This window comes from Tenacibaculum aiptasiae (assembly GCF_008806755.1).
In the GTDB taxonomy this organism is placed as follows: domain Bacteria; phylum Bacteroidota; class Bacteroidia; order Flavobacteriales; family Flavobacteriaceae; genus Polaribacter; species Polaribacter aiptasiae.
In genome coordinates this window covers 185,581-206,457 of record NZ_WAAU01000012.1, presented here as the reverse complement: position 1 = coordinate 206,457, position 20,877 = coordinate 185,581, and the positions used below count along the sequence as shown (strand labels likewise).

General features: G+C 30.0%; 17 protein-coding genes. 12 read left to right on the top strand and 5 right to left on the bottom strand.

Annotation, left to right across the window (positions count from 1 at the left end; all coding sequences use genetic code 11):
• Positions 1-138: 138 nt before the first annotated feature.
• Positions 139-1,479: an aspartyl protease family protein gene (locus F7018_RS08670; protein ID WP_246175107.1), complete on the top strand. Its 1,341-nt coding sequence runs from the start codon at positions 139-141 to the stop codon at positions 1,477-1,479.
• A 53-nt stretch (positions 1,480-1,532) separates the two neighbouring features.
• On the opposite strand, the gene F7018_RS08665 is transcribed toward F7018_RS08670, so the two are convergent.
• Complete coding sequence (locus F7018_RS08665) at positions 1,533-1,940, bottom strand: DUF1573 domain-containing protein (RefSeq protein ID WP_150899648.1); 408 nt, start codon at positions 1,938-1,940, stop codon at positions 1,533-1,535.
• A 187-nt stretch (positions 1,941-2,127) separates the two neighbouring features.
• Here F7018_RS08665 and F7018_RS08660 point away from each other — a divergent pair, with 187 nt between their 5' ends.
• Positions 2,128-4,764, top strand: coding sequence for a valine--tRNA ligase (locus F7018_RS08660; protein ID WP_150899647.1), 2,637 nt, complete (start codon positions 2,128-2,130; stop codon positions 4,762-4,764).
• A 68-nt stretch (positions 4,765-4,832) separates the two neighbouring features.
• On the opposite strand, the gene F7018_RS08655 is transcribed toward F7018_RS08660, so the two are convergent.
• Positions 4,833-5,558, bottom strand: a complete 726-nt coding sequence (locus F7018_RS08655) for a head GIN domain-containing protein (RefSeq protein WP_150899646.1) — start codon at positions 5,556-5,558, stop codon at positions 4,833-4,835.
• Between F7018_RS08655 and F7018_RS08650 the strand changes: the two genes are divergently transcribed.
• Positions 5,509-6,261: a lysoplasmalogenase family protein gene (locus F7018_RS08650; RefSeq protein ID WP_150899645.1), complete on the top strand. Its 753-nt coding sequence runs from the start codon at positions 5,509-5,511 to the stop codon at positions 6,259-6,261. The genes F7018_RS08655 and F7018_RS08650 overlap by 50 nt on opposite strands.
• Here F7018_RS08650 and F7018_RS08645 read toward each other — a convergent pair.
• From F7018_RS08645 to F7018_RS08635, 3 genes are read right to left on the bottom strand one after another with little or no spacing between them, the layout of a single operon-like run.
• Positions 6,251-7,324, bottom strand: a complete 1,074-nt coding sequence (locus tag F7018_RS08645) for a DUF4097 family beta strand repeat-containing protein (RefSeq protein ID WP_150899644.1) — start codon at positions 7,322-7,324, stop codon at positions 6,251-6,253. The two genes, F7018_RS08650 and F7018_RS08645, sit on opposite strands and share 11 nt — an antisense overlap.
• A complete protein-coding gene (locus F7018_RS08640) occupies positions 7,311-7,841 on the bottom strand; it encodes a DUF3379 domain-containing protein (protein WP_150899643.1) in 531 nt (176 codons plus the stop codon). Before F7018_RS08640 ends, F7018_RS08645 begins: the two co-directional genes overlap by 14 nt.
• Positions 7,831-8,397: an RNA polymerase sigma factor gene (locus F7018_RS08635; protein ID WP_246175104.1), complete on the bottom strand. Its 567-nt coding sequence runs from the start codon at positions 8,395-8,397 to the stop codon at positions 7,831-7,833. Before F7018_RS08635 ends, F7018_RS08640 begins: the two co-directional genes overlap by 11 nt.
• Positions 8,398-8,598: 201 nt before the next feature.
• On the opposite strand from F7018_RS08635, the gene F7018_RS08630 reads away from it, so the two are divergent.
• The 9 genes from F7018_RS08630 to F7018_RS08590 all read left to right on the top strand — a co-directional run bounded on the left by F7018_RS08630 (position 8,599) and on the right by F7018_RS08590 (position 20,877).
• Positions 8,599-9,456 (top strand): hydroxymethylglutaryl-CoA lyase, encoded by an 858-nt coding sequence (locus tag F7018_RS08630; RefSeq protein WP_150899641.1) that lies wholly within the window; start codon positions 8,599-8,601, stop codon positions 9,454-9,456.
• Positions 9,457-9,459: 3 nt separating this feature from the next.
• Positions 9,460-10,281 (top strand): hypothetical protein, encoded by an 822-nt coding sequence (locus tag F7018_RS08625; protein ID WP_150899640.1) that lies wholly within the window; start codon positions 9,460-9,462, stop codon positions 10,279-10,281.
• Positions 10,282-10,299: 18 nt separating this feature from the next.
• On the top strand, positions 10,300-11,814 hold the full coding sequence (locus tag F7018_RS08620; RefSeq protein ID WP_150899639.1) for a bifunctional metallophosphatase/5'-nucleotidase: 1,515 nt from the start codon (positions 10,300-10,302) through the stop codon (positions 11,812-11,814).
• Positions 11,815-11,914: 100 nt separating this feature from the next.
• On the top strand, positions 11,915-13,111 hold the full coding sequence (locus tag F7018_RS08615) for a DUF4856 domain-containing protein (RefSeq protein ID WP_150899638.1): 1,197 nt from the start codon (positions 11,915-11,917) through the stop codon (positions 13,109-13,111).
• A 93-nt stretch (positions 13,112-13,204) separates the two neighbouring features.
• A complete protein-coding gene (locus F7018_RS08610) occupies positions 13,205-14,311 on the top strand; it encodes an imelysin family protein (protein WP_175578690.1) in 1,107 nt (368 codons plus the stop codon).
• Entirely contained in the window at positions 14,301-15,674 is a 1,374-nt protein-coding gene (locus tag F7018_RS08605) for an HTTM domain-containing protein (protein WP_150899687.1), read from the top strand. Before F7018_RS08610 ends, F7018_RS08605 begins: the two co-directional genes overlap by 11 nt.
• Positions 15,649-18,132, top strand: coding sequence for a TonB-dependent receptor domain-containing protein (locus F7018_RS08600; RefSeq protein ID WP_150899636.1), 2,484 nt, complete (start codon positions 15,649-15,651; stop codon positions 18,130-18,132). Before F7018_RS08605 ends, F7018_RS08600 begins: the two co-directional genes overlap by 26 nt.
• Positions 18,133-18,180: 48 nt before the next feature.
• Positions 18,181-19,227, top strand: coding sequence for a Fe(3+) ABC transporter substrate-binding protein (locus F7018_RS08595; protein ID WP_150899635.1), 1,047 nt, complete (start codon positions 18,181-18,183; stop codon positions 19,225-19,227).
• Between the two features lie 36 nt (positions 19,228-19,263).
• Complete coding sequence (locus F7018_RS08590; RefSeq protein ID WP_150899634.1) at positions 19,264-20,877, top strand: ABC transporter permease; 1,614 nt, start codon at positions 19,264-19,266, stop codon at positions 20,875-20,877.

Here is a 20,877-nt window from a genome sequence, read left to right as displayed (position 1 = left end):
TTTGTTTGGCAAATTTGCAAAATATATTTGATAAAATTAACTTGTTTTTTATGAAAATGAGAGGTTAAAAAAATCTTAAAAAAATGAAAATGTAAAATGAAGGTTGTATATTTAAAATTAACCTTAAAACTTTCCCTTTTGAAAAAACGATTACTTTACATTATTACTTTCTTTTTATGCTTATCAATTTATTCTCAAAAAAAGTTTCATTTTCTTGGGAAAAGAACAGATAAACAGGAGTTAACGTTTAGATTGATAAATAATTTAATTGTAATTCCATTAGAAATTAATGGTAATAAATTGTCTTTCATATTAGATACAGGAGTAAATAAAACAATTCTATTTAATTTAACACAGAATGATAGTATAGGATTAAATAATATAGAAAAAGTTTTTATTAGAGGTTTAGGAGATGGTGAACCTATAGAAGCATTATTGTCTAAAGGAAATCGATTTAGAGTAAAAAATTTAACAGGAACAAATCAAGAATTATACGTTATTTTAAAAGATGCATTTAATCTATCGGCTAAAATGGGAGTTACAATTCATGGGATTATAGGTTATGACTTATTAAAGGACGTTATTGTTAAGGTAAATTATAACAGTAAAAGAATTGTTTTTTATAATCCCAAAAAATATAAAAAACCTAAATGTAGAAAATGTGAAGTTTTTCCTTTACAGTTTTATAGAAATAAACCTTATATAGATATAAAAGCTAGAATAGATACAGTAAACAATATTGAAACTCCCTTAAAACTATTAGTCGATACAGGAGGAAGTGATGCAATGTGGTTGTTTGAAAACACAAAGGATATTATAAAAACACCGATAAAACATTTTGGAGATATTATGGGGGAAGGTATAAGTGGAACTATTTATGGGAATAGAAGTAAAATTCCTCATGTTTCTATAGGTAGATTTAAATTGCAAGAACCAACAGTCTCTTTTTTAGATTCAACATCAACATTTAACGCTCGACAATTTAAACAAAGAAATGGTAGTATTGGAGGTAATATATTAAAGCGCTTTAAGATATGGATAGACTACCCAAATAAGAAAATAATATTTAAAAAAAATGCTTCTCTTAAAGATGGATTCTACTATAATATGAGTGGATTACATATAGTTCATGACGGACAAGAATTAGTTAAGGAAAAAGCCTTAACAAAGTTGTTGAATTCCAATTATGAAGGAAATAAATCAATGAGAAATAATATTATTGCATTTATAGATACTTATCATTATAGATTTAAATCTAAGTACAAAATAGATAAGATTGTTGAGGACTCACCTGCAGATAAAGCTGGCATTATGGTTGGTGATATTATATTAAATGTTAACAACAAACCAGCTTATCAGTTTACCTTAGAGGAAATAGTTAATTTATTTCAAACAAAACCTAATAAAAAGATAAAGATAAAAGTAAAAAGAGGAGGGGTTGATTTAAGGTTTGAGTTTAGATTAGAAAAAAGGATATAAAAAAAACATCACCAATTTTGGTGATGTTTTTTTTATATATAATGTGAAATTAATTATTCACTATCATTCATCATACTTTTTTCTTTAGCTGGGGCAGCTTTTTTAGAAACAAATCCTTTTATTTTAAGCATTGTCCTAGATTTCTTAGCGTTTGAAATTACAGTAATAGCTTTAGAAAAACCACCTGGTCTATTAGTATCGTAAGAAACTTCAATCTGTCCTTTTTGTCCAGGCATTATTGGAGCCTCTGGTTTTTTAGGAACTGTACATCCACAAGTAGATTTTATATCTTTAATAATTAAAGGAGCATCACCAACATTAGTAAATTCAAATGTACGCTTACCTTCAGATCCAATAGCTACTTTACCGTAGTTAATAGTTTCAGTTTCAAATTTAAATTCTTGAGCGTTTACTGTTAACGTAATAAAACAAACAGCTAGGAATGATAAAATTGTTTTCATAATTTAGAAATTAATTAAGGGGTTTAATTTAAACCGTTACAAATTTAGTATTATTTTTTTAGTTCCAAAAAAACAACATCTTATTTTCTGTACCTCAGAGATAGTTGTATTTTTGCTTTCGAAATTTCAAAAATAATGCCAAAAATTAAGTCTTAGACAATAATTGGTTATAAAGATATAAAAATATATGAATATTCCATCAAAATATAATTCAAAAGAGGTAGAAGGAAAGTGGTACGATTACTGGATGAAACACAATTATTTTCATTCTGAAGTAGATGAAAGAGAACCATATACAATTGTGATACCACCACCGAATGTAACAGGAGTATTACATATGGGACATATGTTGAATAATACAATCCAAGATGTGTTAATTCGTCGTGCACGTTTACAAGGTAAAAATGCATGTTGGGTTCCTGGAACAGATCACGCATCTATAGCAACTGAAGCAAAGGTAGTAGCGAAGTTAAAAGAACAAGGAATTGATAAAAACGATTTAACAAGAGAAGAGTTTTTAGCACATGCTTGGGAATGGAAACACGAATATGGTGGAATAATTTTAGAACAATTAAAAAAGTTAGGTGCTTCTTGTGATTGGGAACGTACTGCTTTTACTATGGACCCAGCGTTATCTGAATCAGTAATAAAAGTATTTGTTGATTTATATAATAAAGGATTGATTTACCGTGGATATAGAATGGTAAACTGGGACCCTGAAGCAAAAACAACTTTATCTGATGAAGAAGTAATTCATGTAGAGAAGCAAGGGAATCTTTATTATTTAGAGTACAAAATAGAAGGTTCTGAAGATAAGTTAACTATTGCAACCACACGTCCTGAAACCATTTTTGGAGATACTGCAATTTGTATCAATCCAAATGATGAACGATTTACACACTTAAAAGGTAAGAAAGCAATTGTACCTATTTGTAATAGAATAATTCCTATTATAGAAGATGAATACGTAGATGTTGAGTTTGGTACTGGATGTTTAAAAGTAACTCCAGCACATGATGAGAATGATAAGGTTCTTGGAGATAAGCATCAATTAGAAGTTATTGATATTTTTAATGAAGATGCATCATTAAACTCATTTGGTTTACACTATGAAGGAAAAGACCGTTTTGTGGTTCGTAAAGAAATAACAAAAGAGTTAGAAGAAAAGGGAATATTAGTAAAAACAGAAGTTCATACAAATAAAGTAGGAACGTCAGAAAGAACTAAAGCTGTTATTGAACCAAGATTATCAGATCAATGGTTCTTAAAAATGGAAGAATTAGTTAAACCAGCTATTGATGCAGTTTTAGGTGAAGATAGAGAGGTGAAATTATTCCCAAGAAAGTTTGAGAATACTTACCGTCACTGGATGGAAAATATTCGTGACTGGAATATTTCTCGTCAATTATGGTGGGGACAACAAATTCCTGCATTTTACTACGGAGATGGAAAAGAAGATTTTGTAGTAGCTGAAAATATTGATGATGCAGTTAAATTAGCACAAGAAAAAACAGGTAATAACTCATTATCAGCAGCAGATTTACGTCAAGATGAAGATGCATTAGATACTTGGTTTTCTTCATGGTTATGGCCAATGTCTGTTTTTGATGGAATCCGTAATCCAGAGAATGAGGAAATCAAATATTATTATCCTACAAACGACTTAGTAACGGGGCCAGATATTTTATTTTTCTGGGTAGCACGTATGATTATAGCAGGATACGAATACAAGGATGAGCGTCCGTTTGAAAATGTATACTTAACTGGTTTAGTACGTGATAAACAACGTAGAAAAATGTCTAAATCGTTAGGGAATTCACCAGATGCGTTAAAGTTAATTGACGATTACGGAGCTGATGGGGTTCGTGTAGGATTATTATTAAGTTCTGCTGCAGGAAATGACTTAATGTTTGACGAAGATTTATGTCAACAAGGAAAAGGATTTGCAAATAAAATTTGGAATGCTTTCCGTTTAGTAAAAGGTTGGGAAGTTGATGCTGCTTTAGAGCAACCAGAGGCTGCAAAAATAGGATTAGAATGGTATAATGCGAAGTTTCAAACAGTACTAGCCGAAATAGAAGATCATTTTTCTAAATATCGTTTATCAGATGCCTTAATGGCGATTTATAAATTAATCATGGACGATTTTTCTTCATGGTTATTAGAAACTGTAAAGCCAGGATATCAACAACCAATTGATAAGAAAACGTTTGATGCAGTAATTGCTATTTTTGAAGATAATTTAAAGATATTACATCCGTTTATGCCTTTCTTATCAGAAGAAGTATGGCAGCACATTACAGAAAGAACACCAGAAGAAGCTTTAATTATTGCTAAATACCCAGAGGTTAAAAAGGTAGATACAGCAATCATCAATCAGTTTGAATTTGCTACAGATGTTGTTTCAGGTATTAGAACAATTAGAAAGGATAAAAATATTTCGTTTAAAGAAGCAGTTGAGTTATTTGTAGTAAATAACGAGAATATTGGTAATGATTTTGATGTGGTTATTCAAAAGTTAACAAATACTTCAGTAATTAATTATGTGTCAGAAAAAGTAGAAGGAGCTTCATTTAGAGTAAAGTCTAATGAATATTTTGTTCCTATTTCTGTAGAAAATATTGATGTAGAAGCAGAAACAAAGAAATTGAATGCAGAATTAAAAAGAGCTGAAGGTTTTCTATTTGGAATTCAAAAGAAATTGTCAAATGAACGTTTTGTAAGTAATGCACCAGAGAAAGTAATAGCATTAGAGCGTAAAAAAGAATCTGATACTTTAGCTAAGATTGAAACAATTAAATCAAGTTTAGCATCGCTAACTTAAAAGTAAAAAAAAGAAAAGCCGCTATTTTTAGCGGCTTTTCTTCTTCTTATTATTATAAAAATAAACTTTTAGTTTCTGTCAATAACATCACCAGAACCAATAGAGTTGCTGTCAATTTTAGGGTTTCCTTTATAGTAAACACTACCAGATCCTACGACACTAGCTTTAATTTTAGAGCTTACACTAGTTTGTACACTTCCAGATCCAGCAATACTAGCTTTTAAAGTATTCGCATCTAAATCGTAAGCTTTTACACTACCTGATCCAGCAATAGAACATTTAAAGTTATCCGTTTTACCTTTTAATCTAATGTTTCCAGAACCTCCAATAGAAGCTTTTACAGTATTCGCATCAACATCAGCAGAGATGTTTCCAGAACCACCAATGTTAAAAGAGGCATCGTCAGCTTTCATTCTTTTTTGTACTCGTACATTACCAGAACCTCCTAATGAAACAGCTCTAATTCTTTCAAAAGGAACAGTTACTACTAATTTTCTTGTAGTTCTAATATTTGTGTTTTCTTTAAATTGGATTTTTAATTTACCACCTTTTACCTCAGTTTCTATATAAGGAATTATATTAGATTCTCCTTTAATGGTTATTTTTCCTTCAGTTCCAGCTACTAAGTTTACATCAAAAGAACCACCAACGCTTACTCTATCAAAAGAGCTAATAGATCTTGTTTTAGTAACTACGTTTCCGTTACCTTTTATTTTTTTAGAATTCCACCAACTTTGAGCGTTAATGTTAAGTGAAAGTAAAATTATAAGAGTTGTAATAAGTTGTTTTTTCATTTTGTGTATTTTAAAGTTAAAATTGGTTATATTTAAGTTTTATATGCCCCAAAAAATCAATTTATATAGTGTTGCTTATTTTTTAGCATGTATTGTCTCTTTGTTCTTTATTGACACGGGCAATTCAATTACTGAGATGATTATCAAAATTTTCTCATTAATGTTCTTATCTTTTTTGTATTTGAGTTCTTCAAAAAAAATTAATTATTTCTATTTATTAGTTTTAATGAACTCTATAGCATCCGATACATTTCTAATTTTCGATGATGCTTTTATGATGCTTGGCATTTATTTACTACTAGCCAATCGATTTTTGTATATTATTTTATCTAGAAGAGCATTGTTTAGAACAAAACCCAAAATGTTATTAATCTATGTAATTCCTAGTTTGCTATTATTTACAACTATTTTTGTGTTGTTAAAACCATATCTTCAAGAAATTTCTATTTCGTTTATATTACTAGGTATCACTTCTGCAATAATAATAGGTTTATCTTTTTTCAATTATTTAAATGAAATGAATAAAAGAAGTAAGTTCTTTTTATTTGGTGTTTTACTTATTGTAACCGCAGATGTTTTAATAGCTTTTAATAAATTTCTAGATTATAATATGATTTATGTAATTGTTTATACAACTATGTATTATGTAGCACGTTACTTAATTTGTGTATCTATGATTGAACGAAAGAAAATTAGTCGTTAAGTTTTAAAGATACGCCTCCATAGCTAGATTTTACTTTAATAACAGAGTTTGAGTTGCCCTTGCCAAAAGTGCCTTCGTAATGTTTTTTAGTGCTTTTTTTAATGCTCTTAAACATGTCTACTTTGCTTTTAGGATAGTTAAAACCAGCATAACCTAAATCGATATTGAATTTGAAGTTATTGTCACTGCTAGTCCCTAATTTGATACCTGCATAGCTTCCATGAATTGTAACGCTCTCAAATCCTTTCATTATATTTTGAACTCTGATACTTCCATAGTCGGTATTAATTTGTAAGTGTTTTTTTAAGTCACCAATTTTAACAGCTGCATAATCAGTACCACCAGTAATGTTAGTAACGCTTCTAGCAGAGATACTTCCATAATCACTATTGAATTTAAGGTTTTCAGCTTCACCAATTTTTATAGATGAATAATCAGCACTAACTTTTAAAGTTTCAGTTTTTTCAATTCTCAACTTAGAATAATCGGCACTTACAATACCAGATTTTATATAATTGATTTCTGAATTTCCACAATAGTCTAAACTAATAGAGTTGGTGTTGTTTAAAAGTCTATCAACCTCTATATTACCATAATCGCAGTTTAAATTAGCTTTACCTTCTAAACTAGATAGTTCAATATTTCCATATTTGTTGTTTAAATCAGCATTGTTGCTTATTGGCATTTTTACAAAGTAATTTATCTTGTAGTTGGTGTTGTTTTTACCCCACCAAGACCATTTAGATTTGGTGTTTTCAACCTTAGTACGAGCTTCGACTAAGTTTTCTGAAGATTCAAAAAGAACATCAATAGCCTCTAATTTCTGCTCTACATTACTTAAGTCATCACCTTTAACAGTTATTTTTACTTTAATTTCAATACGATTTTCATTCCATGTAGTAACGTTTAAATTACCGTATTTGTTACTAATGTATAAAGTGGCATTTTTGTTTACCGTAAAGTTTTTATTAATGGTTTTGCTTTTTTCGTGTTTCCTATCATTATTTGCTGTTAAAACAGTTGGGATAAGAAAAAATAAGAAAAGTAATTTATATAATTTCATCGTCTTTAAGTTCTAGTTTTGCTGGGTTATTTTGTAATTCTAATTGTAATAAAAGTCTCTCTAAAATTTCCAATCTTTGTTGGTAATTGTTAATCAATTTTTGAATAATTTGTCTTTTATTGTCGTTGTTTGAGAGTTCTTTGATTAAATTTTGATATCTATCTTCTAAATCTTCGATTTCATCTAAGGAGTTTTCAATAATAGACTCTGTTTCAATACTTCTATATTGTTCAATTTCTTTTAATTCCTGATTAATTGTTGATACAAAAAAGCTTTGAGCTTCGGCCATTTTAGGAGAAACATCAGCTAAATCATAAAAACTTTTTTGTTGGTAGCTACCAAGATAAAAACCTAAAACCAATATTACAGATGCTGCTATACTCATCCAAAATAGCGTTGGTTTGTTATTTTTTTTAGATTGCTGAAGTTTTCTTTGAAAACGATCCGAATGTCCTGAATGAGGTTCGAAAATATCGAAATCATTTTCATCAAAAAATTGATGTAATTTATCCTCCATACACTTGTGTTTTATTAGTATTGGCAAGTAAAACTTGTTTTAATTTCTTTTTAGCTCTCGATATTGTTGTACGCACATTTTCATTGGTGTACTTCATTATTTGAGAAATTTCTTCATAATCATATCCTTCAATCAAATTTAAAGTAAGGATTATTCGATAATTACTTTTTAAACTTTGTAAACTATCTAGTACCTGTTTAACATTTAAAGAATTGTAATCTATAGCTGTATCTTCTACTTCATAATTAGAAACTACTTCCATTTTTACTTCATCGTAACGAATATTCTTTTTTAATTGAGTTAAACTCTTATTAATTACAATCTTTTTTAGCCAAGCACCAAAAGTAACTTCACCTTTAAAAGTATGTAACTTTGAAAAAGCAGTTAAAAAAGCTTCCTGAATTAAATCTTCAGCTTCAAACTCATCTTTCAAAATACGATAAGCAGTATTATACATTGCTTTATAATATGCATCGTACACCTGCATTTGAGCAGTGCTATCGTTTTTCTTACAGCGTTCGATTAGTTGGTTGATATGTGTTTTTTTAGACTCCAAAGAAATCATTCTATACTAGAGACAATTTACTTTTTAAATTGTGACAGTTTATTTTAAATAAAAGTAACTTTTTTTTGAAAAACATTAGGGGTTTATGTTTAACTTATTGTTTTTTAGATGATTGAGTGTTGTTTGGTTTTCTGTTTAATTGATAAGGAAGTTCAACGGAAAAAATGAATCAAAATATGTATATTTGGCACAATGATTGACAGTGTTAAAATTATAGAGTGCCCTAGGGACGCAATGCAAGGAATTAAAAGTCACTTTATTCCAACAGAGTTGAAGGCAAAATATATCAATTCATTGTTAAAAGTAGGTTTTGATACAATAGACTTTGGAAGCTTTGTATCGCCTAAAGCTATTCCTCAAATGAGAGATACGGCAGAGGTTTTATCAATGTTAGATTTGTCTACAACTAGAAGTAAATTATTAGCAATTGTAGCAAATGTTAGAGGAGCAAATGATGCATCACAATTTAAAGAAATTGATTATTTAGGGTATCCTTTTTCAATATCTGAAAATTTTCAGATGCGAAACACACATAAGACAATAGAACAGTCAATAGATACGTTAAAGGAAGTATTGGCTATAGCAAATAGGACAAATAAAGAAGTTGTAGCATATTTGTCTATGGGATTTGGAAACCCATATGGAGATCCATGGAATGTAGACATAGTAGGAGAGTGGACAGAGAAATTATCTAAGTTAGGTGTTAAGATTTTATCGTTATCAGATACAATAGGAAGCTCAACACCAGAAGATATAGATTATTTATTTTCAAATTTAATTCCTAGTTATCCGCAAATTGAATTTGGAGCTCATTTACATACAACACCAACAAAATGGCACGAAAAAGTTAGTAGTGCATACAAAGCTGGTTGTCGCCGTTTTGACGGAGCAATTAAAGGATATGGTGGTTGTCCAATGGCAAAAGACGAGTTGACAGGTAATATGCCAACAGAAAAATTATTATCATACTTTACAGCTGAAAAGGTTGAAACAAATATTAAACCAATGAGTTTTGAAAGCGCCTATAATAAAGCGTTAGAAGTTTTTTAATAAATGATGAAAATTAAAATATTAACTCTTTTTTTCTTTTTTTTTACATTCTATCAGGCAAAAACTGATAGAAGAATAGGTGTATGGCATATTAAAAATGGGGTTTTATTAAAAAATAAATCAAGTAAAAACGAATTAGCTAGTTATTATTGGAATGAATTTAACCGAATTTTTCCTCAAAAATTAACCAAAAAATATATTAAACGTATTGTTTTAATGACTGATGGGATTGATGAAAAAACAGGAGCGTTAGTGTCTTTAAACTCTAGAAATGATAAGTGGCAATTAGAAATAGATGTTCAAGATGTAAATCTTAAAACAAAAGATAGAAGGAGACTTCACGAGTCTGTCTATACTATGGTACATGAATTTGGACATTTATTGACTTTAAATAGAACACAGATAAGACCTACCACTAAAGCAACTCAAGAAGAAGGAGAGTTATATTTAACTTTAGAAGGAGAAGCATATAAAAATAGCTATATTAATAGGTTTGTTAATTTGTTTTGGAAAGGTAGATTATTAGATAGTTGGGATACTATTCAAAAAAAATATTGTTATACAGAAGCTAATTGTGTAGAGAAATTATACGATTTGTATGATAATAATCGTACAGAGTTTGTTACAGACTATGCTGCAGAAAGCCCAGAAGAAGATATTGTAGAAAGCTGGACAGCTTTTGTGCTTAGACCAAAAATTAGAAAGCCTCGTACAATTGCTCATAAAAAAATAAATTTCTTTTATCAATTTCCAGAGTTAGTAGAATATAGAAGAATGATAAGGAAAAACACTCGTAAATACTTACATTACAAACCTAAAAGGTAATTAATAAAAACATACTTAATGAAACAAATTAAATATTTAATGGTAGCAGCATTAGCTGTTATTATGATTAGTTGCGCTTCAAAAAAAGAAACTGCTAAAACTAAGTTTACAATTTTACAACTAAATGATGTTTATGAAATAGCACCTATCCAAGGAGGAAAGTATGGTGGAATGGCACGAGTAGAAACGGTACATCAAAACTTATTAAAGGATGACAAAAATGTAATGCTAGTACTGGCTGGTGATTTTTTAAACCCTTCTTTAATAGGTACAATGAAAGTAGATGGAACTAGAGTAAGAGGAAAACAAATGGTAGAAGTAATGAATGCAATGAATTTTGATTTAGTTGCATTTGGAAATCATGAATTTGACTTGAGTTATAAAAACTTACAAGAAAGACTTAATGAAAGTAAGTTTGACTGGATATCAGCAAATGTTTTACATAATGTAGATGGAAAACATGAGTATTTTCATAAAATGGTTGATGGAAAGAAAAAGTATTTGGAAGATTCTTTTATAAAAGAGTTTAAAAATGAAGATGGGACTCAATTAAAGGTAGGTTTTATAAGTGTATGTATTCCATCAAATCCAAGAAGTTATGTGTACTATGGAGACATGTACAAAGAAATAGAGCGTTCTTATAATGATATTAAAGATAAGGTAGATATAGTAATAGGTTTAACACATGGTTCTTTAGCGCAAGATAAAAAGATAGCTGAAATGTTGCCAAATGTACCTTTAATTATGGGGGGACATGAGCATACAAACAGTTATGATAAAGTAGGAGATGTCATTATAACAAAAGCAGATGCTAATGCTAAAACAGCATATATACATCGTTTTGAATACGATCCAACAACTAAAAAAGTTGAGTTTAAATCTGAATTAAAAGAAATCAATGATCAAATTGTTGCTGATGAAAAAGTAAATGTAATTGTTGAAAAATGGCAAAAGATTTTAGATAATAAAATAAAAGATATAGTTCCAAACCCTTATGAAGTAGTTTATAAGGCAGAAACGCCTTTAGATGCTAGGGAAACTCCAATAAGAACAGTACAAACAAATATGGGAGATATCATTACAAAATCAATGAGTTTTGCATATGATAACAAAGTAGATTGTGCTTTGGTAAACGGAGGTTCAGTACGTATAGATGATGAGTTAAAAGGAGATGTTACCGTTATAGATATTTTCAGAGTATTACCATATGGAGGAGCTGTATTGAAAGTTGATATAAAAGGAAGCTTATTAAAAGAAGTTTTAGATTATGGTCTTAATGCAGTAGGAACAGGAGCATACCTACAACGTTATAATGTAAAACAAGATGAAGGTAAATGGTTTATAAATGGAAAAGAAATAAACGATACTAAAGTTTATAAAGTGGCTTTTTCAGATTACTTATTAAGAGGATTAGATATTCCAATGCTTTCAGACAAAAATCCAGGAGTACTTAATGTTTATGAGCCAAAAGAGTCAGAGCTAAGTTTTGATATACGAAAAGGAGTTATAGAGTATTTAAAATCTCTTTCATAAAAACCTTTATTTTAAATTAAAATAAATCTAAATAAAGTTTGGAGATTTAGTTTTGTTCTGTAGATTTGCAGAAAATTATCAAAATTAAATCTAAATAAAAATGAAAAGAGTAATTTTTTCAATGTTAGCTGTTTCAGCTATGGTGTTAACATCATGTTCAGATGATGATACACCAGCAAATAACGTTACTGCACCTACAACATATAAGTTTGAGAGAAACGGAAACACTACTGTTAGTTTTTCAGGACAAACAGCTAGAATTAAAATGTCTAGCGAAATAATGGGAGCTTTATCAAATACTGCTAGTACAAAAGCAGGATTAACAGAAATGTTTAAAGACGGTACTGGTTTTACAGAAGCATCTTTAAATACTTCAGGAAAAAAAGTACGTGATAAAGTAGCAGCTTCAGAAGATTACTTTAAAGCTAATACTACTGAAAGAAATGAGCTTTTAGCAGATTTCGATGGTTGGATTAACTCTCAAGTAGATAACGTATTTCCAAAATGGAACGATGACGCTTCAAAAGGAAATGCAGGAAGATTACAAAAATTAAATTCTAATCCAGCATCTTACCGTTATGTAAATGCAAAAGGATTAGAATTAAATCAAGCTTTTGGAAAGTCTTTAATTGGTGCTTTAATGACTGATCAAATGTTAAACAACTATTTAAGTAAAAGTGTACTTGACGCTACTCCAAACAAAGCTAATAACGATAATGGAGTTTTAGAGGCTGGAAAAAATTACACGAAGATGGAACACAAATGGGATGAAGCTTATGGATACTTATACGGTACAGAAGCTAACCCAGCAGTACCAGCTTTAGCAGCAGACGACTTTTTAAATAAATACTTAACTAGAGTTGAAAATGATCCTAGTTTTAAAGGAATTGCAAAAGAAGTTTACGATGCTTTCAAATTAGGTAGAGCAGCAATTGTAGCTAAAAATTATACAGTTAGAGATGCACAAGCTGAAATCATTAGAGCAGCTATTTCTAAAGTAATTGCTATTAGAGCAGTATACTATTTACAAGCTGGTAAAGCTAAATTAACTTCAGACAAAACTGCAGCTTTCCACGATTTATCTGAAGGATATGGTTTTGTTTACAGTTTACGTTTTACTCGTAACGCTTCAGGAGCACCTCACTTAGATAAAACTAAAGTAAAAGGATACTTAACTACTTTAATGACAGGAGATGGATTCTGGGATGTAACTCCAGCTACTTTAGATACTATTTCTAATGAGATTGCAGCTGCATATGGATTTACCGTAGACGAAGCTAAAGACGCTAGTAACTAGTAGCTTTTAATAAATATGTATAAAAAAAGTAGTCGATTAGTCGGCTACTTTTTTTATATTTGTGCACCTTTATTTAGAATAAATAGTAATAATATGTTAAGAAAAGTTAGTTTACTTTTAATTGTTTCAGTATTAGTAATGTACGCTTGTAGTTCAAGTTCTGATTCGAATGTGAGTACTGGAGATGGATTTAATAGAAAGGCAATGTTAACGCATTGGGCTGAGAATATAATTATCCCAGGATATACAGATTTTGCTCAGAAAACTGGAGCTTTAAAAACAGCAGTAGAAACTTTTACAACTACACCAAATCCAACAAATTTAGGAGCTTTAAGAACAAGTTGGCAAGATGCTTATGTTGTTTGGCAAAAAGTTTCAATATTTCAAATAGGAAAAGCTGAAACATTAAACATGGTAAATACCATGAATACGTATCCTACAAATGTGAGTGATTTAACTTTAAATATCACATCAGGTAATTATGATTTAACTTCACAAAATGAATATGACGAGCAAGGTTTTCCTGCTTTAGATTATTTGTTAAATGGAGCAGGAGCAGATGATACAGCTATTATAGCAAATTATACAGGAGCAGATGCAGCTAAGTATAATAAGTATTTAAATGATTTAGTAATAAGAATTGATGCTTTAGCAAAAGAAGTATTAGCAGATTGGAATGGGAGTTTTAAAACATCATTCATAGATAACGATGGTTCTTCTGCTACTAGTAGTGTAGATAAGTTAGTAAACTTTTACATTGTTTCATTCTTTGAAAGAGAAGTACGTGAAAAGAAAATATCTTTCCCTTCTGGAGCTAGAACAGGTACACCAGTTCCTACGAATACAGAGGCGTATTATAAAAGAGATATTTCTAAGTTATTATTAACTACTGCTTTTAATGCTACTGAAGATTTTTTCAATGGGAAAGCATATAGTAATGCAACTACAGGACAAAGTTTAAAATCATACTTAGAGTTTTTAAAGAGAAATGATTTAGTAACAGCAATCAATACTAAAATAGCTGATGCTAAAACTACAATAGGGGCATTAGGTAACAACTTTGTAGATCAGATTAATAATGATAATATAAAAATGACATTGACATTTGATAAACTACAAGCTTTGGTAAAAGACTTAAAAGTTGATATGGCAAGTGCATTGAGTATTAAAATTACTATTGAAGATAACGATGGCGATTAGTCGTCAAATACAAAAATATTTAGAAAAAACTACGGAAGCAGCTACTTTAGCTGTTTTTCGTGTTTTTTTTGGTGTTATGATGTTGGGGAGCATCATACGTTTTTGGTACCATGGTTGGATAGAATCATTGTACATAAATCCCAAATTTCATTTTACTTACTACGGATTTGAATGGGTAAAAACACTAGGAAGTTATACTTATTTATTATTTGCAATATGCGCTATCTCAGCCTTATTAATTGCTATTGGTTATAAATATAGAATAGCTATTGTTATTTTCTTTTTAAGTTTTACCTATATTGAATTAATGGATAAAACTACTTATCTAAACCATTATTACTTTATAAGTTTAGTAAGTTTTATTTTAATTTTTTTACCAGCAAACGCTTACTTTTCAATAGATGCAAAGTTAAATCCTAAACTATCTTACCAAAAAATACCTCAATATACTGTTGATGTAATAAAACTAATGTTGGGAATAGTGTATTTTTATGCGGGATTAGCAAAATTAAATTCCGATTGGTTGTTTAGAGCTTCACCTTTAAATATATGGTTACCTGTACAGTACGATTTACCAATACTAGGAGTTTTAATGCCAAAAACTTGGTTTCATTTTGCGATGAGTTGGGCAGGGACTTTATACGATTTAACCATACCTTTTCTATTATTATATAAGAGAACACGTTTGTTTGCATTCTTTATGGTAGTAGTTTTTCATGTATTTACAAGAATATTATTTCCAATAGGAATGTTTCCTTTTATAATGATAGTAAGTACACTAATATTCTTTTCACCAAATTTTCATCATAAGATAATCAACTTAATAGCGAAAGCATTACGAATATCAAAGGAGAGTTTTAATCATGGAAAGACATTAATATATTCCGTTAAACAAAGAGTAATAGTGAATATATTTGCAGTCTTTTTTATAATTCAATTACTTTTTCCTTTTAGGTATTTGGCATACCCAGGAGAATTGTTTTGGACGGAAGAAGGATATCGTTTTTCATGGAGAGTGATGTTAATGGAAAAGGCAGGAATAGCAGATTTTAAAATAGTAGACGGGGATACTGGTAAGTATTTTTATATAAAGAATAGAGATTATTTAACTGTTTTACAAGAGAAACAAATGAGTTTTCAACCCGATTTTATATTGGAATTCGCTCACTTTTTAGGCGATACCTATAAAAGCAAAGGAATAAAGAACCCAGAGGTTTATGTAGAAAGTTTTGTAACTCTTAACGGAAGGTTAAGTTCACGATTTATAGATTCAAAAGTAGACTTATACCAAGAGAAAGATAGTTTTAAACACAAAAATTGGATTATACCATTTAATCATGAAATTAAAATTAAAGGATTATAGCATTATTATAGTACTGTTTTTTGCAATACAAAATTTATTTGCTCAGTACACTATTTCGGGGAAAATAGTAGATAATGAAGGAAAGGCTATTAATAGTGTAGAAATTTATAATGCTTCAGGGGGAACTTTAGCAAAAACAAACACACAAGGAGATTACAAAACCACTTCTTTAAAACCAGGAAAGTACTCAATAGTATTTTTCTCTTATGATTATGAAATTAGTGAAAAAGTAGTAACAATTTCTAACCAAAATTTAAAATTAGATATTGTATTACAAAAAATAGAAGAAGAATTGTCGGAAGTAGTAATAAGCCAAAGAAAGAAAAAAGTCTTTGCGCTTAAACGATTACAAGAAGTAGAAGGAACAGCAATTTTTGCAGGAAAAAAGACAGAAGTTGTTTTAGTAGATGAGTCTATAGGGAACAAAGCAGCAAATAATGCACGTCAAATCTATAGTCAAGTAGTTGGATTAAATATTTATGAAAACGATGATGCGGGATTACAATTAAATATTGGAGGTAGAGGATTGGACCCAAACAGAACATCTAATTTTAATACTAGGCAAAATGGATATGATATTAGTGCAGATGTATTAGGATATCCAGAAAGTTATTATACACCACCAGCAGAAGCTTTAAAAGAAATACAGGTAATCAGAGGAGCAGCATCTTTACAATATGGAACTCAGTTTGGAGGATTGTTGAATTTTAAGTTTAAAGAGCCTAATAGAAATAAAAAATTTGAATTAGTAACTCGACAATCAGCAGGATCATTTGGACTGTTTAATAGTTTTACAAGTGTGGGAGGTACTGTTGGTAAAACAGGATACTACGGATATTTTAATTTTAAAAGAGGTGATGGATTTAGACCTAATTCAAAATTCAATTCTAAAAATATTTATGCACACGTAGATCATAAAATATCAGATAAAACAACTTTAATAGCAGAGTTTACCCACTTAAACTATTTAGCAAAACAGCCAGGAGGTCTTACCGATACGCAATTCAACCAAGATCCTTTACAAAGTTTAAGAAGTAGAAATTGGTTTGATATTAATTGGAACTTATGGGCATTAAAATTGGAACATGATTTTACAGAAGATACAAGGTTAAGCTTTAATTTCTTCGGATTGAATGCATCAAGAAAAGCATTAGGGTATAGAGGAAATTATAGATTTGTAGGTTTAAATCCAGTATCAACACCAGATGAGTTAGATAATGGACAGTATGATTTTAGAGATTTAATAGTAGGGAATTATAAAAACTGGGGAGTAGAAACACGTTTCTTATCAAACTATAATTTAGGAAATCAAAAAAGTATATTTTTAGTAGGAGCTAAATATTACAAAGCAAATAACGATGAGCGTCAAGGGGCAGGTTCACGTAATAGTGATGCTGATTTTAGGTTTGTAGATAAACAAGATTATAATAGTTCATTCTTTAAATTCCCAAATGAAAACATAGCGGTATTTGGAGAAAATATTTTTAAACTTTCTGATAGTTTTACCATTACACCAGGAATTCGTTTAGAATATATAAAAACAGGAGCTAATGGTTCATATACAAGAGTACTAAGAGATGGAGCAGGAAATCCATTGCCAGGAGGTATTAGTACAGAAACTGAGAGCCAAGTAAAAGAAAGAAGCTTTGTGTTATTAGGATTAGGAGCTAGCTATAAACCATCAGCAAGTTTTGAGTTATACGGAAATATTTCTCAAAATTATCGATCTGTAACCTTTAGTGATATCAGAACAGTGAATCCATCATTCTTAGTTGCAGAAAATATAGGTGATGAAAAAGGAGCAACAGCAGATATTGGATTAAGAGGTAGATGGAATAACTTTTTATCATATGATATAAGTGCTTATGGATTGTTTTACCAAGATCGTATAGGAGTAACTTTAGTTTCTACAGGGCCAAACAAAGGAGATAGAGTAAGAGATAATATTGGAGAAGCGTTTATATACGGTATTGAGAGTTTTGTAGATTGGAATTTATTATCAACGTTTAATAATTCTAACAGTGAGTTTGTATTAAATTGGTTTACAAATATTGCAGTAACAGAATCAGAGTATACAAAATCAAAAGAAAGTAGTATCGTAGGTAAAAAAGTAGAATTTATTCCGTTAGTAAACTTAAAAACAGGAGTAAAGTTTGGGTATAAAAACTTTTTAGGAAGCCTTCAGTTTACACACTTATCAAAGCAATTTACCGATGCAACTAATGGAGAAACAGTATTAGCAGGAACAAGTAGAGAAGGATTGGTTGGACCTATACCAGCATACTCTATATTAGATGCTTCTTTTTCATATTCATACAAAAAGTGGAAAATAGAAACGGGAGTAAATAATTTATTAGACGAAACCTATTTTACACGAAGAGCTACAGGATACCCAGGACCAGGAATAATTCCTTCTTCACCAAGAAGTTATTATGTAACATTACAATTTAAACTTTAAAGTTATTTTATAACATATATATTAGCAGTACTAAATTTATCAATCAGAATGAAAAAAATATTCACAATTTTAGCTTTAGCAATAGTTTTTACATCGTGTAAAAATGAGCAAAAAAAAGAAGAAAAGAAGGAAGAGAAAAAACAAGAGGTGGTAAATGTTTACACACACCGTCACTATAAAGCAGATCAAGAATTATTTGCCAAGTTTGAAAAAGAAACAGGAATTAAAGTAAATGTTGTCAATGCAAAAGCAGATGAGTTAATGCAAAAGATGACGGTAGAAGGAGAGCAATCTCCAGCAGATGTATTAATTACTGTAGATGCAGGACGTTTAGTGAGAGCTAAGAATAAAGGATTGTTACAATCGGCTACTTCTGAGTTTTTAGATAAAAGAATTCCAGCACATTTAAAAGATGCTGATAATAATTGGTTTGCCTTAACAAAAAGAGCACGTGTAATTGTTTACAATCCAGAAAAAGTAAAACCAGAAGAATTATCTACTTATGAGGCATTAACAAATGATGAATGGAAAAACAAAATATTAATTCGTTCTTCGTCAAATATTTATAACCAATCATTATTAGCTTCAATTATAGCAAACATTGGGGAAGAAAAAGCAACAGAATGGGCTAAAGGAATGGTAGCAAATATGGCACGTTCACCAAAAGGAAATGATAGAGACCAAGTAAAAGCTGTAGTTGCTGGTGAAGGAGATGTAGCAGTAGTAAATACATACTATATTGGTAAATTATTAAATTCAAAGAATCCAGAAGAAGTAAAAGCTGGAGAGGGAATTAAAATATTTTTCCCTAATCAAGCAGATAGAGGAACACACATCAATGTAAGTGGAGCAGGAGTTGCTAAATATGCACCAAACAAAGCGAATGCAATTAAATTTATTGAGTTTTTAGCAAGTAAAGAAGCGCAAGAAGTATTTGCAAAAGCTAATTACGAGTATCCAGTAAACAAAGAAGTTGCTTCATCAGATTTATTAAAATCTTGGGGAGAATTTAAAGAAGATACTTTATCGTTAACTAAGTTAGGAGAAAACAATAAAAAGGCTGTTTTAGTTTTTGATTCAGCTCAATGGAAATAATCAATACCTTTGTTGTTTTAAATTAGATAATTCCTAGTGATAAACAGGTTACAAAACATACAAAGAGACACAAACAAATGGTCAATAATTTTATTGACCATTGTTTTGTTTATAGCAGTTCCAGTAATTACCATTTTTATTAATTTATTTTATGGACCTGGTGAAACATGGAGCCATTTAGTAGCTAATTTATTGCCAAATTATTTACTAAATTCTTTTTGGTTAATTCTAGGAACTAGCATTCTTACATTAGTATTTGGAATATCATCTGCTTATGCAGTATCTAGATATTTTTTTCCTTTTCGAAAACAGTTAGAATGGCTGTTAATTTTACCGTTAGCCATACCATCGTATATTACTGCTTATGCCTATGCAGGAATCTTTGATTATGGAGGTGTTTTTGAAAAACTCTTTGCTGTGAAGGTAGATGTAATGAATCACCTTGGACTTATTTTTGTTTTAAGTATTTCATTATTTCCATATGTATATGTAGCTTCTAGAGCTTTTTTCTTGAATCAATCAAACAATATTATTGAAGCTTCAAAATTGTTAGGAGCAGGAGAATTTAAAACTTTTTTTAAATTGATATTGCCATTATCTCGTCCAGCATTTATAGGCGGACTTACCTTGGTATTAATGGAGGTTTTAAACGACTATGGAGCAGCTAAATATTATGGTATCAATACATTTACAACAGGGATTTTTAGAGCATGGTTTTCATTAGAAGAGCCAGAAACAGCAATTTACTTATCAGCTATATTGGTGGCGATTATTTTTCTAATAATTAGTTTAGAAAAATGGCAGCGAAGAAGAATAGGGTATTCAAATACTACCAGAAATCATCAGAAAGCAAAAAGAGAACAAAGTACAGCTAAGAAAAAAGTAGCTTTGTTTACGGTAGCTTTTATACCAGTTTTGTTTGGCTTTTTATTACCCGTTTTCCAATTGTTGTATTGGGCATACTTAACTTATGAAGATGTATTTACTCAAAGTTTTATAACTATTTCATTACAGAGTTTAGGAATTGCAATTATAGCAGCATTAGCAACGGTAGTATTTGCGTTGTTATTAATATTCTTAACAAAATGGAATCGACTAGCTTTATTAAATCCCATCGCAAAAATAGGAGTGTTAGGTTATGCAATTCCAGGAGCAGTAATAGCAGTAGGGGTTTTAATACCAACTCTTTCTTTAGATAAATGGTTGGTAACATTTTTTAAAGAAGTAGCAGATTATAAAATAGGTTTTATACTAAATGGAACAATCATAGCATTATTATATGCGTATATTGTACGTTATATGGCGGTAGCTTATAATCCAATTGAGGCAAGTACCTTAAAATTTGGTAAGTCTTTATCAGAAGCCTCAAAACTTTTAGGAAAAGGAAACTTTTATACCTTCAAAAAAGTAGAGTTCCCTTTATTAAAACCAGTAATATTAAGTGCCTTTATTTTAGTGTTTGTTGATGTTATGAAGGAATTACCTTTAACGTTAATTTTAAAACCTTATAGTATAAACACACTAGCAGTAAAAGCATACGAATATGCAAGTGACGAATTAGTAGCAGAAGCATCACTGCCTTCTTTGTTTATAATTCTAACAGGAATTATCCCTGTATTATTTTTAAATCGATTAATCTCTAAAGAATAG